Source organism: Limimaricola hongkongensis DSM 17492 (genome assembly GCF_000600975.2).
In the GTDB taxonomy this organism is placed as follows: Bacteria; Pseudomonadota; Alphaproteobacteria; order Rhodobacterales; family Rhodobacteraceae; genus Limimaricola; species Limimaricola hongkongensis.
Genome location: NZ_KK088650.1, coordinates 194,381 through 208,574, shown reverse-complemented (window position 1 = coordinate 208,574; position 14,194 = coordinate 194,381). Strand labels below are relative to the sequence as shown.

The window sequence follows — 14,194 nt, the reverse complement described above, 5'->3', positions numbered from 1 at the left end:
CCCTCACCCCGGCCCGGCTCCGAGCCGGGCCGCCACCCGGTCCAGCATGTCGAGGCAGGCGGCGATCTGCGCCTCCTCGACGAATTCATCGGGGCGATGCGCCTGCGCGATATCGCCGGGGCCGCACAGCACCGTGTCGATCCCCACCCCCTGCCAGAGCCCCGCCTCGGTGCCGAAGGGCACCCGTCCGGCCGTCCCGCCCAAAAGCCCGGTCAGCAGGTCGCGCGCCGCGTTGGCCGTCCGCGGCTCCAGCCCCGCGACTTCGCCAAGGGTTTCGGTTTCGATCCCAAGCCCCGGATGCGCCGCCCTCTCGGCCCGTTCATGGGCGGCGAGCGCGCGTTTCACGTGCGACGCCTCGGCTTCGGTCACGGGCCGCATCTCCCAGTCCACCTCCGCCTGCCCCGCGATCACGTTGCGCGCGGCCCCGGCCACGATCCGCCCGGGGTTGATCGTGGCCCATGGCGGATCGAAGGCGCCCTCGGGGCGCAGCCGCTTCAGCTCCTGCGCCAGTGCGTCGAGCCGCAGCACGAAGCGCGCCGCCGCCAGCCCGGCATCGATCCCCCGGTCGGGGGCCGAGCCATGGCCGTCGCGCCCGGTAAAGCGGGTGGTGTATTCAAAGCAGCCCTTGTGCCCGTCGATCACCGCCATGCGCGTCGGCTCGCCCACGATCGCCATGGCCGGGCGCGGCCCGTCGCGCGCCATCGCCCTGGCCAGCGCGCGGGCGCCGAGGCACCCGATCTCCTCGTCATGGGTCAGCGCGACATGCACCGGCACGCCGCAGGCCCCGAGCCGCGGCGCCATCGCCACGCAGGCGGCGACGAAGCCCTTCATGTCGCAGCTGCCGCGACCATACAGCCGCCCATCGGCACGGCGCAGCCGGAACGGGTCCGAGGACCAGCCCGCCCCCGCGGGCACCACGTCGAGATGGCCCGACAGCATCAGCCCGCCCTCCGCCTCGGGGCCGAGCGAGGCCAGCAGATTGACCTTCTCCCCCGAAGCATCGGGCAACAACCGGCACCGCGCGCCCGCTTCCCCGAGCCGGGCCGCCAAAAGCTTGGCGAGATCGCGGTTGGACCGGTCCGACACCGTCGGATGCGCGATCATCTCGGCCAGCAGCGCGACGGTCTCCTCAAATCTGCTCATGGCTTCACGAACAGCGTGCGGTCGAGATCGCACAGCGTCTCCGCCGGGCCGTCCTCGCGGATCAGGATCGTCTCGGTGGTCTCCAGCCCCCAGCTCTCCATCCACAGCCCCGGCATGAAATGGAACGTCATGCCCGGCTCCAGCACCGTCAGGTCGCCCTTGCGCAGGCTCGCCGTGCGCTCGCCCCAATCCGGCGGATAGCTCAGCCCGACCGGGTAGCCGCAGCGATTGGGCCGGTGGATGCCGATCCGCCGGAGCGGCGCGTGCAGCGCGGCGGCGATGTCCTGCGTGGTGTTGCCGGGCCGCGCCGCGGCAAGCCCGGCCTCCAGCCCCTCGCACAGCGCGTCCGAGGCGCGGGCCATCTCGTCGGGCGGCGTTCCCAGATGCACGGTGCGGCACAACGGCGCGTGATATCGGCGCACGCAGCCCGACAATTCGAAGAAGGTCGCCTCGCCGCGCCGCATCGCTTCGCCGTTCCACGTCAGGTGCGGCGCGCTCGCATCCGCGCCCGAGGGCATGAGCGGCACGATGGCGGCGTAATCGCCCCAATCGTCACCGACGCCGCGCACGGCGGCGCGCATCACCTCGCCCACCAGCTCGTTCTTGGGCAATCCCGGTTCGGCCAGCTCGATCGCGAGCCGCGCGATGCGCTCGGAGATCCGGGCCGCGCGGCGCATCGTCGCGATCTCGGGCGGCGATTTCACCAGCCGCTGCCAGTTCACCAGCGCGGTGGCATCCACCAGCGCCGCGTCGGGCAGCGCCGTCCCGAGCACGGCATGGGCCTTGGCCGAGTAATAGTAATTGTCCATCTCCACGCCGATCCGCGCGCGGCCCTGCCCCATGCCGATCAGCCGCGCGGCGAGATCCTGCATCGGGTGGCGGGTGGCCGACTGCACGTAGCGGTCGTCATAGCCCAGGATGCAGGCCTCGGGCATCCAGACGGTGCGCTGCGCCCCGGCGGTGTCCTGCATCCGGCCCCACCAGCAGGGATCGCCGTCGAGCGGCAGGATCACGCCCTGATGCACGTAGAAGGACCAGCCGTCATAGCCGGTGAGCCAGTTCTGGTTCGACGGGTCGGTGACGAAGAGAATGTCGATCCCGGCCCGCGCCATCGCGGCGCGGGTCGCGGCAAGGCGGCGGTCGTATTCGGCGCGATCGAAAGCGGCGGCGTGCGGTCCCATGAAGCCCTCCTGCATCCCGGTCCAGCCGAGCCCGGCGCGCCCGCCCCGGTCAATGCCATCGGCGGCGCCTGCAGGTTCGAAAACGACCTTCGCGATTGGGCGATATCCCGCCGGGGCCGGGGCGGGGATGGCGGGAACCCGCCGGTTCCATGCCGGGCATGACAAAGCTTGGCTGCAACGCAGGGATGAGGCTATACCAAAGTATGGGATCGGGCAGTGGGCGTTTGGATGGATACGAGCAGCGCAGAAGATCTCCGCCATTGCGCCCCGCAGCCCGAGGACGCGGCCTTTCTCGCGGCGCTGGACCAGTCGCCCCTTCCGATGTGGCTGTCGGATGCCGATTACGAGGGCAGCTATTTCAACCGCGCCTGGCTCGCCTTCCGGGGCCGCGACCTGTCGCAGGAGATCGGCGGCGGCTGGCTGCGCGGCATCCATCCCGAGGATCTCGACGGGCTGGGCGATTACGCCGACGCGCTGTCCGAGGGCCGCGCCTTCCAGGTGGAATACCGGCTGTTGCGGCATGACGGGGCATGGCGCTGGATGCTCGATTCCGGGGCGCCGCGCTTCGATCCCGAGGGGCGGCTGACCGGTTTCATCGGCAGCTGCGTCGACATCACCGCGCGGCGCGAGGCCGAGGCGGCGCTGGCCGAAAGCGAGGCGCGGCTGCGCAGCGTGACCGAGAACCTGCCCGGCTACATCTTCCGGCGCGTCGTCCACCCCGACGGGCGCAGCGAGTACCCGCTGTTTCGCGGCGCCCCGGACGCCTTTGTCCCCCCCGAAAGCCCGGATGCGCTGATCCATCCCGAGGATCGCCCCGCCATGGCCGCCCGCTATGCCGAGGCCGCGGCATCGATGGAACGGCTCGACTGCGAGGCGCGGTTCCGGCGGCCCGACGGCCCCGACCGCTGGATCCGCTCGGTTGCGCGCCCGCATCCGCGCGCCGACGGGGCGCTGGTCTGGGACGGGGTCATGCTCGACATCACCGCGCAGCGCGACCGCGAGGCGGCGCGCGAACGCGCGGCGATGATGCTTGGCATGAGCCTCGAGATCGCCGCCATCGGCACCTGGGAGTTCGACCCCGAAACCGGTCTCGTCACTGCCTCGGCCCGCACGCAGGAGATGTTCGGCCTGCCCGCCGCCTCCGCGCCGCGGCCGGTCGAGACCTATCTCGGGCAGGTGCACGCCGACGACCGCGCGGCGCTGCGCGATCTTCTGGGCGGCTGCCCCGAGGGCGGCGAGGCGTCGCGCACCTACCGGCTGTCGCCCGGCGGCGGCGCCCTGCGCTGGGTCAGCACGCGTGGCCGGATGGTGCGGCTGGCCGATGGCAGCCGGCGCCTGATCGGCGCGATCACCGACATCACGGAGGCCAAGCGGATCGAGGCCGAACGCGAGGCGGCGCTGGCGCATCGCCAGACGCTTCTGGCCGAGCTGAACCACCGCATGAAGAACAACCTGCACCTGATCCTATCGATGCTGCGGCTCGAAGCCGGGCGCGATCCGGGCCCCAAGGCCTTTGCCGCGGCGATCGAGCGGATCGAGGCGGTCAGCGCGCTGCATGCCCAGCTCGATTTCGACGAGGGGCCGGGCCGGGTCGATTTCGGGGCCTATCTGAGGGATCTCGCGGCCAAGCTGCGCCGCTCGGTGCTCGAGGGCACCGGCATCGCGCTCGACTGCGACGCCGCGGCGGTCGAGCTCGACCTCGACCGGGCCGTGCCGCTGGGGATCGTGGTCAACGAGCTGGTCACCAATGCCATCAAATACGCCTTTCCGCAGGGCGGCGGCCGGATCGCGCTGCGGCTGTCGCGCACCGCGGATGGCGGCGTGCTGGTGGTGGTCGAGGATGACGGGCGCGGCCCCGAGCGATCCGCCGTTTCGACTGCGGGGTCGGGCCTTGGCACGCGGCTGGTGGCCGGGCTCTGCGCGCAGATCAGCGCCCGCATCGACAGCCGCAGCCTGCCCGGAATGCGGCACGAGATCCATTTGCCGCTGCCCGCTTGATCACCTGCCGCCCGAAGTGGCGGTGCATGGCCGACCGCGGCACTCACGCATTGCAACAGGCGCCCGTCTGGATCATGGGAAGACGCAAAGCGCGGGGAGCTTTCCCCGCCACCCCCCATGCCTAAAAGACCAGCCATGCCCGATTTTTCGACTTCGCCTCCCCGTTTCGACCGACGTTCCCTGCTGCGCGCCATCGGGGCCTCCGCCACGCTGCTCGCCGGTCTCGGCGGCGCCCCGCTGCGCGCCCAGGGTGAGGCGCCGCGGGTGATCCCGCCGGCCGGGACGGACGCGCCGACGCCGTTCGATTTCGACATGCTGACCGCGCAGATGCGCGCGCGCGCCGCGCGCGACCCCGCCCCGGTCGAGAAGCCGGCCCTGCCGCTTGGCCCGCTGGGCTATGACGACTATCGCCTGATCGGCTTCAAACCCGAACGCGCCCGCTGGCGCGAGGCCAAGACGCCGTTCAAGCTTCATGCCTTTCACATGGGCTGGCTGTTCGAGGAGCCGGTGCAGCTTTACCACCTGCAGGACGGCATGGCGCACCCGATGGAATTCGGCACGCAGGATTTCGAGTATCACGGCCGCCTGGCAGAGAAGGCCCGCGACGTGGCCGAGCTGCCCGGCGTCGCGGGCTTCCGGCTCAACGCGCCGCTGAACCGGCCCGACCGCGAGGACGAGCTGGTCGCCTTTCTCGGCGCGAGCTATTTCCGGGCGCTGGGCCGCGACAGCCGCTACGGGCTGAGCGCGCGCGGCGTGGCCATCGACACCGCCACCTCGAACGCCGAGGAATTCCCCCGCTTCACCCGGTTCTGGCTGGAGCCGGGCGCCGAAACCGTGACGATCTATGCCGCGCTCGAAAGCGAGACGCTGACCGGCGCCTACAGGCTCGTGGTCCGGCCCGGCGCCGAGACCGAGATCGAGGTGACGGCGCGGCTGTTCTTCCGCCGTGCGCCCGAACAGCTCGGCATCGCGCCGCTGACCTCCATGTACCTGTTCTCCGAGACCAACCGCGCCGATTTCGACGATTACCGCCCCGCCGTGCATGACAGCGACGGGCTCAGGATCGAACGGCGCGACGGCGACGTGCTGTGGCGTCCGCTCAGCAACCCGCCGCGGCTCGCCAGCTCCTATTTCGGCGAGCAAAGCCCGCGCGGCTTCGGGCTGCACCAGCGCGACCGCGCCTTTGCCTCCTACCAAGACAGCGGCGCGCGCTATGACCGGCGGCCTTCCTTGAGAATCGAGCCGATCGGCGACTGGGGCCGCGGCGCGGTGCGGCTGGTGGAGATCCCGACCGAGCTCGAGGCCAATGACAACATCGTCGCCTTCTGGGTGCCCGAAGCGAAGATCGCCGCCGGTGACGAGCGTGAATTCGCCTACCGGATGCGCTGGGGCGACCTGCCCCCTGGCCCCGACGCCGAGATTGCCTATGTGGCCCAAACGCGCGCCGGTGCCGGCGGCGTGTCCGGCGTCGAAAGCGAGGCCGGCACCCGCAAGTTCGTGATCGATCTCGAAGGCGGCGCGCTCGACCGGCTGACGGCGGATGCGCAGATCGCGCTGCGGGCACAGGCCCAAGGCGGCGAGATCCTGTCGCAGACGCTGGAGCGGATCGAGGCCAGCGGCCAGTGGCGCGCGGTGCTCGACGTCGCCGCGCCCGAAGGGGCCACGGTCGAATTGAGCGCGCATGTGGCCGGGTTCGGCCGCAAGCTTTCGGAAACCTGGCTCTACCAGTGGATCAACGCCTGATGCTCGACCAGACCACCCACCGCCCCGACGCCCCGGCCCCGCAGGCCGAGGCCGCCCGCCGCGGCGCGCTGCCCGATGCGCCGCTCGCGATGCCGCGCCAGCAGCTCGAACGCGATCTCGCCCCGGCATTTTTGGCCCGCCTGCGGGCGCTGCTGACGCCACGGCTGGACGCCTGAGATGACCCGCTCGATCGGCCCGGTGACCCGGGCCCGCATGGTGGCGCTGGGGGCAAGCCTGGCGCTGGCCGCGGGCGCGTTCGCGTTGTTCTTCGCCCAGCGCCAGACCGGCGGGCTGTGGGTCGAATTGACGCGCGCGCTGCTGATCCTGATGGCGACCTTCTGGCTCGCATGGGGCGCGGCGCAGGCGGCGCTGGGGCTTTGGCCCGCCCCCGCCCCGCAGCCGCGCCGCGCCACGCCGCGCGGGCGCTGCGCGATCCTCGTGCCGGTGCATGAAGAGGACCCGCAGGCCACCTTCGCCCGCATCGCCGCGATGGACGCCGCGCTGGCCGACACGCCGCAGGCCGGGCTGTTCGACATCGCGATCCTGTCCGACACCCGCTCGGCGCACGGGGCCGCGCGCGAGGCGGCGTGGTATCTCGAGCTGCTGCGCAGCCGCGACGCCGAAGGCCGCATCTTCTATCGCCGCCGCAGCTCGAATGCGGGCCGCAAGGCGGGCAATATCGAGGATTTCCTGAAAACCTCCGGCGCGGCCTATGAATTCGCGCTGATCCTCGATGCCGACAGCCTGATGGCGCCCGACACCATCATCGAGATGGCGCGCCGCATGGAGGCCGAACCGCGGCTCGGCCTGCTGCAAAGCCTGCCCGGCGTGATCCGCGCGAGTTCGGTCTTCGGCCGCGCGATGCAATTCTCGGCGGCGCTGCATTCGCCGATTTTCGCGCGCGGCGTCGCCCGGCTTCAGGGCGAGACGGGCCCCTTTTGGGGCCACAACGCCATGGTGCGGGTGCGCGCCTTCGCCGAAAGCTGCGCGCTGCCCGATCTTGCCGGGCCGCCGCCCTTCGGCGGCCATATCCTGAGCCACGACTATGTCGAGGCGGCGCTTCTGGCGCGCGCGGGCTGGATCGTGCGGCTCGACGAGGATCTTTCGGGCTCCTTCGAGGAAGGCCCCGAGAACATCCTCGCCCATGCCAAACGCGACCGGCGCTGGTGCCAGGGCAACCTGCAGCACGCGCGGCTTCTGGCCGCTCCGGGGCTGCGCCCATGGAGCCGTTTCGTGTTCGTGCAAGGCATCCTCGCCTATGTCTCCTCGCTGTTCTGGCTGGGCTTTCTCGCCACCACGATCCTCGCCCCGGCGCTGCGGGTCGAACCCGATTACTTTCCGCTCGACGGCTGGTCCTTTCCGGTGCTGCCGCCGAACGAGACCACCCGCACCGCCGGGCTGATCATCGGCGTGCTCGGCCTTCTGATCCTGCCCAAGCTGATGATCGCCGTGCAGGCGATCCGCTCGGGCCGGGCGGCGGGCTTTGGCGGGGCGGCGCGGCTGATGGGCTCGACCCTGGCCGAGATCGCCCTGTCGAGCGTCACCGCGCCGATCTTCCTGATGTTCCAGACCAGATCGGTGCTTCAGGTGCTGTCGGGCCGCGATGGCGGCTGGCCGGCCTCGGCGCGCGGCGAAGGGCGGCTCGGCCTGATCGAAAGCTGGCAAGCGAGCCGCTGGATCTCGGTCGTCGGGCTGGCCGGGCTGGCGATCACGTGGCGGCTGTCGCCCGAGCTGGTGGGCTGGCTGATCCCGGTGGCGGGCCCGATGATCGCGGCGCCGCTGGTGATCTGGGCCACCTCGCTGCCCTCGCGCGCGCTTTTTGCCGTGCCGTCGGAAACCCGCCCGGACCCGATTCTCGCCCGGCAGGACGCGATCATGGCCGATTGGAGCCGCGGCCCCGCCCCCGGCACCGATGAGACCCCCGCGACCGCCGCGCCCGCGCAGGAGCCGCAACATGTCTGACGCCCCCGTCTCGATCCCCGTGGCGCGCGGCCAGCCCAAGCTTCGCGATCCGCGGCTCGACGTGCTGCGCGGCATCGCGCTGGTGATGATCTTCATCAACCACGTGCCGGGCAATTTCTGGGAAGACTGGACCAGCCGCAATTTCGGCTTTTCCGACGCCGCCGAGGGCTTCGTGCTGATGGCCGGGATCTCGGCCGGTCTCGCCTATTCCTCGGGCTTCCGGGTGCGCTGGCCCTGGCAGGGCGTGGCGAAGATCTGGCGCCGGGCCTGGACGCTTTACCTCGTGCATCTTCTGGTCACCTTCGGGGCGCTGGCGATCGCGGCGGCGCTGGCGGTGTTCGCCGACATGCCCGCGATGCTGTGGAAGCACGGCATCGGGTTGTTGTTCCGCGACCCTCTGGGGTTCCTGATCGGCGTGCCGACGCTGGGCTTCCAGATCGGCTATGCCAATATCCTGCCGCTTTACTTCGTGCTGCTGATGGCGGCGCCGCTGGTGATCTGGTGCGCGGTGCGCCGCCCGCTCTGGACGCTCGCGGCCTCTGTCGCGCTGTGGCTGGCGGCGACGTATTTCCGGCTGACCCTGCCCAATTATCCCACCGGGGGATGGCAGTTCAGCCCACCCGCATGGCAGCTTTTGTTCGTGCTCGGCCTCGTCACCGGGATCGCCGCCAAGCAAGGCCGCCGTCTCGTTCCGGCCCGGCGCTGGATCATGGCGCTGGCGGTGGCGTTCCTGCTCTTGTCGCTGGCCTGGATGACCGTTCCGGTGATCGGCAAGACCGGCAACCATCTTTTGTGGATGGCCAACCAGAACGGCGTGCCGGGCTTCATGACCAGCTTCAACAAGCCCTATCTGAACCTGCCGCGCCTGTTGCACCTGCTGGCGCTGTTCTACGTCCTGGCATCGTGGAGCGCGGTGCGGGACGCCTGCGCGTCGCGCGCGGCGGCGCCTTTCGCGCTGCTGGGGCGGCAGGCGCTGCCGGTCTTCGCGCTGGGCTCGATCTCGATCTACCTGATCCAGGGGATCAAGACCGGGACCGGCGAGAATTTCGCGCTCGACACCATGATGCTCGGCGCGGGGCTGGCGTTGCAGCTCGCCTTCGCGGCGGCGCGGCAGCACTGGCCCGCCGACCGCGGCGGCGCGGCCCGCGCCGTCCCGGCCCCGACACCGCCCGCGGGGCTGGCGCGCGCCGCCTAGAAATCGAGACCGAGATCGAGGGTGCGCGCCGAATGGGTCAGCGCGCCCGACGACACGTAGTCGACCCCGGTGGCGCAGACCTCGGCCACCCGCTCGCGCTTCATGTTGCCCGAGGCCTCGGTGACCAGACGGCCCGCGACCATTTCGACCGCGCGGGCGAGATCGGGCGTCGACATGTTGTCGAGCAGCACGACATCCGCGCCGCCGACCTCTAGCACCTCGGAAAGCTGGTCGAGCGTGTCGACCTCGATCTCGATCTTCAGCATGTGCGAGGCCGAGGCACTCGCCGCCGCCAGCGCGGCGCGGATGCCGCCCGCCGCGGCGATGTGGTTGTCCTTGATCAGGATCGCGTCCGACAGCCCGTAGCGGTGGTTGAACCCGCCGCCATGCAGCACCGCGAGCTTCTCGGCGGCGCGCAGGCCGGGCGTGGTCTTGCGGGTGCAGGTGACGCGGGTCTTTGTGCCGCGCGTCTCGGCCACGAAGCTCGCGGTCAGCGTGGCGATGCCCGAAAGCCGTCCCGCGAAGTTGAGCGCGACCCGCTCGGCCGAGAGGATCGACGCCGCCGCGCCTTCGATCTCCATCAGCGTGTCGCCGGGGGTGCAGGGCTGGCCGTCGGAGACACGGGGCGTGATCTTCAGCGCCGGATCGACGAGACGGAACGCGATGGCGGCGATCTGAAGCCCCGAGACCACGCCCGCCTCGCGCGCGTTGATCCGCGCGGCATAGGTCGTGCCGGCGGGGATCACGGCGCGGGTGGTGACGTCGCCGTAAACGCCGAGATCCTCGTGCAGCGCGTGGCGCAGCATCGGTTCGAACAGCAGGTCGGGGATCTGGGTCATGCGGTCTCCGTGGCCGCGCAGGTCGCGCGGATGCTCAGGGCGTCGTCGAGCGTCAGGCGGCTGCGGCGCGCCTGCGCGGGATCGGGTTCGGGGTGATCGGTGCGGCAATGGCCGCCCCGGCTTTCGGTGCGCGAAAGCGCGCTCGCGGCGATCAGCGTGGCGGTCGCGGTCATGGCGTGAAAGACCGGCGCGGGCTCCTCGGCCTCCAGCGTGGCGATCCCCGCCAGCGCCCGGCGCAGCCCGGCACGATCGCGCAGCACCGCGACATGGTCGGTCATCAGGCGGCGCAGCCGGGCCACGGCCTCGGGCGCGGGGGCGTGGCCGCCGGGGGCAAAGGCGATCTCCACCTCCGGGCAATGCGCCGGGGCGGGCGTTTCGGCAAGGATGTCCCCGGCGCAGCGCCGCGCGAAGACAAGCGCCTCCAGAAGCCCGTTCGACGCAAGACGGTTGGCGCCATGCAGCCCGGTCGAGGCCGCTTCGCCGCAGGCCCAGAGACCTTCGAGGCTGCTGCGTCCGCGCGCATCCGTCTCGATCCCGCCCATGTGGTAATGCGCCGCCGCGGCAACGGGGATGGTGCCCTGCACGGGGTCGATGCCCGCGCGCGCGCAGGCCTCGGCCACCGCCGGGAACCGCTCCACCACGCTGGCACCCAAGGCCGCGCGGGTGTCGAGCGCCGGGTGGCGCCCGGCCTGCCGCTCGGCGAATACGGCGCGGGCGACGATGTCGCGCGGGGCCAGCTCGGCGTCGGGGTGAATCGCCGTCATGAAGCGGTCGCCGTTATCGTTGACGAGCCACGCCCCCTCCCCGCGCAGCGCCTCGGTGGCAAGCGGCAGCGGGTCTTCGCCGCTGGCGATGGCGGTGGGGTGGAACTGCACGAATTCGGCGTCGGCGATCACCGCGCCGGCGCGGGCCGCCGCGCCGATCACCTGTCCGCGGATGCGGGGCGGATTGGTGGTGTGCAGCCACAGCCCGCCCGATCCGCCGCCCGCCAGCAGCACGGCGGGCGCCTCGATGGTGACCGGGGCCGAGCCGCCCGCCGCCTCGATCACCACGCCGGTGGCACGGCCATCCCGCGCCTCGATCCCGGTGAGCAGCGCGCCGGGCAGCACCTGCACCGACGGCGTGCGCGCCAGGGCGGCGATCAGCGCGTCCATGATCTGGCGGCCCGCCTGGTCGCCCTTGACCCGCACGACGCGGGCGGCGCTGTGCGCCGCCTCGCGCGACAGCACGTAGCCGCCCTGCGCGTCGCGGTCGAACGGCGTGCCGAGATCGGTCAGCTCGGCGATGTGTTCGCGCGCGGCGCGGGTGACCATGTCGGCGATGGCCGCGTCCACCGTGCCCGCCCCCGCCGCCACCGTGTCGGCGGCATGGGCCGCGGCGCTGTCGGTCGCGGCCATGGCGGCGGCGACGCCGCCCTGCGCCCAGGCCGAGCTTGCCCCCTGCCCCGGCGGCTCGGGCGCGATCATCAGCACCGGGCGCGGCGCCAGCGCCAGCGCCGCCGAGATCGCGCCAAGACCGGCACCGATGATGACGATGCGCTCGGTGCGCAGGCGGGTCATCGCCAAGCTCAGGCCTTCGCCAGGCTGCGCGACAATTCGATCATCCGCTCCACCGCGCGGCGGGCCGGGATCGCGACCTCCTCGGGCACCACGACCTCGGGCGACATGGTATGCAGCGACCACAGCACCTTCTCGAGGCTGATCATCTTCATGTAGGGGCACATGTTGCACGGCTTCTGGAAGGTCACGTCCGGGAAGGCGTCGGTGATGTTCGAGGCCATCGAGCATTCGGTGACCAGAAGCGCCTTCTTCGGGCGCTCGCGGTCGATCCAGTCGATGATGCCGCTGGTCGAGCCGGTGAAATCCGCTTCCGCCGTGACCTCGGTGGTACACTCGGGGTGGGCGATGATCTTCACCTCGGGGTCGGCCTCGCGATAGGCGCGCATTTCCTCCGCCGTGTACTGCTCGTGCACGATGCAGCTGCCCTCCCACCAGACGATGCGCTTCGAGGACGCCTTGGCGACGTTGCGCGCGAGATGCTGGTCGGGGGTCATGATGATCGTCTCGGCGTCGAGCGCCTCGATGATCTGCAGCGCGTTGGACGAGGTGCAGCAGATGTCCGACGCCGCCTTCACCTCTGCCGTGGTGTTGACGTAGCTCACCACCGGCGCGCCGGGATATTTCGCGCGCATCTCGGCGATGCCCTCTGCCGTGATGCTTTCGGCCAGCGAGCAACCCGCCTCCATGTCGGGCATCAGCACGGTTTTCGCGGGGTTCAGGATCTTCGAGGTCTCGGCCATGAAATGCACGCCGCATTGCACGATCACCGGCGCCTCGACGCGGGTCGCCTCGATCGCGAGCTGCAGGCTGTCGCCCACCACGTCGGCCACGCCGTGATAGATCTCGGGCGTCATGTAGTTGTGGGCGAGGATCACCGCGCCCCGCTCGCGCTTGAGCTTGTTGATCGCCTCCACATAGGGGGCGTGCATGGCCCAGTCGACCGGGCTGAGCACCTTGTCCATGCGCGCGAAAAGATCGGCCTGCCGCTCGGCGGCCTCGACCGATGGCGCGAGGTCGTAATGCCGCGCGAGTTCCTCGCGCATGATGCGTGTCTCGAACATGTGCTTCACCTCGCGTCAGCCGGTTGGAGCTGCCTCATACAGCGGCGCCGGGCAAAGTTCCAGATCGCGCGTCACGCCCACAGCCCGAAACCCACCGCCCAGAGCGTCAGCAGCGTGCCGGTCACGGCGGCATAGGCTCCGTTCCACTTCAGCCCGACATGCAGCGCGCTCTTGTTCGCGAAATTGCCCGTCAGCAGCGTCGTCGCGGTGAAGGGCGAGGTGATGCCCGACAGCGCCCAGCCGGCGGTGATGGCGATGAACAGCGCAACCGGGCTCACCCCCATCGCCTCGGGCGGCGGCAGGAGCGGAAACAGCAGCGTCACGCCCAGGATCGGGTTCATGCCGAGCTGGCCTGTGACCGGGATGAACCACACCAGAAGCCCGAGGATCAGCGGGCCGGGCAGCGCCGCGATCACCGGCGCGACACCGGCCATGTGCGGCGCCAGCAGCCCGGCCCCGGCGGTGCCGATATAGCCCGCCATCATCAGGAGCGTCAGCTCGGGGCGGTAGCGCGGCACCTCCTGCGCGGCGAAACGCCCGGCCCGCCGCACGGCACCGCCCGCGCCCTCCTGCAAGATCACCCAGCCCAGCGCCAGGAGCGGCACCACCAGGAGCACTACGCCGACGACCCGCACCCCGAACGCCACATGCAGCAGCCAGACCGGCCCGCCCAGCAGCGCCAGCAGCAGCGCCAGCGGCAACAGCGCCGACGGCCCGCCCTCGGGCTTGTGGCGCCGTGGCGGACGGCTGAGCCTCGGCTTGAAGATCTGGTCCATCGCCCAGCCGGTCCCGGCGACGATCAGCCCCGTCACCAGCGCCGGGCCGACCGTGTCGCGATAGGGCGCGCCCGGCAGCAGCGCGCCGGTGATCGCCACGGAAAACGACAGCGGCGACCATGGCAGCACCGAGACGAAGCCGCGCTGGATCGCGAGCAGCATCCGGCGGGTGCGGTGAAAGCGGATCTCGGGATCGCTCTCGCGCTCGGAGCTGGCGACCGAAAGGCTGCCCAGAAGCGCGATGGAGCCGTAATTGAGCAGCACCGAAAAGGCCTGCGCCCCGGTGGTCAGCGCGAGATAGCGCCGCCCCGGCGGCTGCGCCGCGAGATATTGCCCGCAGGCGCGGATCGCGGGCGACGTCTCGGCGGCGGCGCGCAGCGTGGCGAGCGCCGAGAAGAAGGCGCCGATGAAGGCCGCCGCGCCCAGGCCCGCCATCACCCTGGCGCCCCAGTCGCCGCCCTGCGCCCAGAGCGCCGCCGTCACCGCCAGCGCCACCCAGACGAAGCCGAGCCGCCGCCCCCGAAGCCTGAGCGCCAGCAGCAGCACCACCGGCGGCACCATCAGCGCCGCGGCCCGCCCCGCCCCGCTGGCCCGGGGCCCAGTCATCGAGCGTCACGAGAACCGTCAGCGCGATCAGCGCCGCGCCGAGCAGCGGTTCGGCGCGCCCGCCCGTCCCGCGCGCAACGGGGGCGGCGGGCGCGGAACGCCGGGCGGAGGGGCGGAACGGGAATACCATG

The 14,194-nt window shown here is 71.5% G+C and carries 11 protein-coding genes; 5 read left to right on the top strand and 6 right to left on the bottom strand.

The features are described 5' to 3' along the window. Positions 1 to 3: 3 nt before the first annotated feature. Both argE and LOKHON_RS05650 read right to left on the bottom strand, forming a co-directional pair. Entirely contained in the window at positions 4 to 1,143 is a 1,140-nt protein-coding gene (gene argE / locus LOKHON_RS05655) for an acetylornithine deacetylase (RefSeq protein WP_017928290.1), read from the bottom strand. After that, positions 1,140 to 2,324 (bottom strand): M24 family metallopeptidase, encoded by a 1,185-nt coding sequence (locus LOKHON_RS05650; protein ID WP_026147453.1) that lies wholly within the window; start codon positions 2,322 to 2,324, stop codon positions 1,140 to 1,142. The genes argE and LOKHON_RS05650 overlap by 4 nt, the downstream gene beginning before the upstream one ends. A gap of 228 nt (positions 2,325 to 2,552) precedes the next feature. On the opposite strand from LOKHON_RS05650, the gene LOKHON_RS05645 reads away from it, so the two are divergent. The 5 genes from LOKHON_RS05645 to LOKHON_RS05630 all read left to right on the top strand — a co-directional run bounded on the left by LOKHON_RS05645 (position 2,553) and on the right by LOKHON_RS05630 (position 9,222). Further along, entirely contained in the window at positions 2,553 to 4,322 is a 1,770-nt protein-coding gene (locus LOKHON_RS05645) for a PAS domain-containing protein (protein WP_017928288.1), read from the top strand. Positions 4,323 to 4,457: 135 nt separating this feature from the next. After that, positions 4,458 to 6,065: an OpgD/OpgG family glucan biosynthesis protein gene (locus tag LOKHON_RS05640; protein WP_017928287.1), complete on the top strand. Its 1,608-nt coding sequence runs from the start codon at positions 4,458 to 4,460 to the stop codon at positions 6,063 to 6,065. Continuing rightward, on the top strand, positions 6,065 to 6,241 hold the full coding sequence (locus tag LOKHON_RS16070) for a hypothetical protein (protein ID WP_017928286.1): 177 nt from the start codon (positions 6,065 to 6,067) through the stop codon (positions 6,239 to 6,241). The genes LOKHON_RS05640 and LOKHON_RS16070 overlap by 1 nt, the downstream gene beginning before the upstream one ends. 1 nt (position 6,242) lies before the next feature. Beyond that, positions 6,243 to 8,027 carry a glucans biosynthesis glucosyltransferase MdoH gene (gene mdoH / locus LOKHON_RS05635; RefSeq protein WP_017928285.1) on the top strand — a complete coding sequence of 595 codons (1,785 nt, stop codon included), beginning with the start codon at positions 6,243 to 6,245 and terminating at the stop codon, positions 8,025 to 8,027. Beyond that, the gene (locus tag LOKHON_RS05630) at positions 8,020 to 9,222 is read left to right on the top strand and encodes an OpgC family protein (RefSeq protein ID WP_017928284.1); all 1,203 of its coding nucleotides are present in this window, start codon (positions 8,020 to 8,022) and stop codon (positions 9,220 to 9,222) included. Before mdoH ends, LOKHON_RS05630 begins: the two co-directional genes overlap by 8 nt. On the opposite strand, the gene nadC is transcribed toward LOKHON_RS05630, so the two are convergent. The 4 genes from nadC to LOKHON_RS16065 all read right to left on the bottom strand — a co-directional run bounded on the left by nadC (position 9,219) and on the right by LOKHON_RS16065 (position 14,063). Then, on the bottom strand, positions 9,219 to 10,061 hold the full coding sequence (gene nadC, locus LOKHON_RS05625) for a carboxylating nicotinate-nucleotide diphosphorylase (RefSeq protein WP_017928283.1): 843 nt from the start codon (positions 10,059 to 10,061) through the stop codon (positions 9,219 to 9,221). The genes LOKHON_RS05630 and nadC overlap by 4 nt on opposite strands. Then, positions 10,058 to 11,620, bottom strand: coding sequence for an L-aspartate oxidase (locus tag LOKHON_RS05620; RefSeq protein ID WP_017928282.1), 1,563 nt, complete (start codon positions 11,618 to 11,620; stop codon positions 10,058 to 10,060). Before LOKHON_RS05620 ends, nadC begins: the two co-directional genes overlap by 4 nt. 8 nt (positions 11,621 to 11,628) lie before the next feature. Then, a complete protein-coding gene (nadA, locus tag LOKHON_RS05615) occupies positions 11,629 to 12,681 on the bottom strand; it encodes a quinolinate synthase NadA (RefSeq protein WP_017928281.1) in 1,053 nt (350 codons plus the stop codon). Positions 12,682 to 12,752: 71 nt separating this feature from the next. Then, positions 12,753 to 14,063, bottom strand: a complete 1,311-nt coding sequence (locus LOKHON_RS16065; protein WP_051585584.1) for a hypothetical protein — start codon at positions 14,061 to 14,063, stop codon at positions 12,753 to 12,755. Positions 14,064 to 14,194 lie beyond the last annotated feature (131 nt).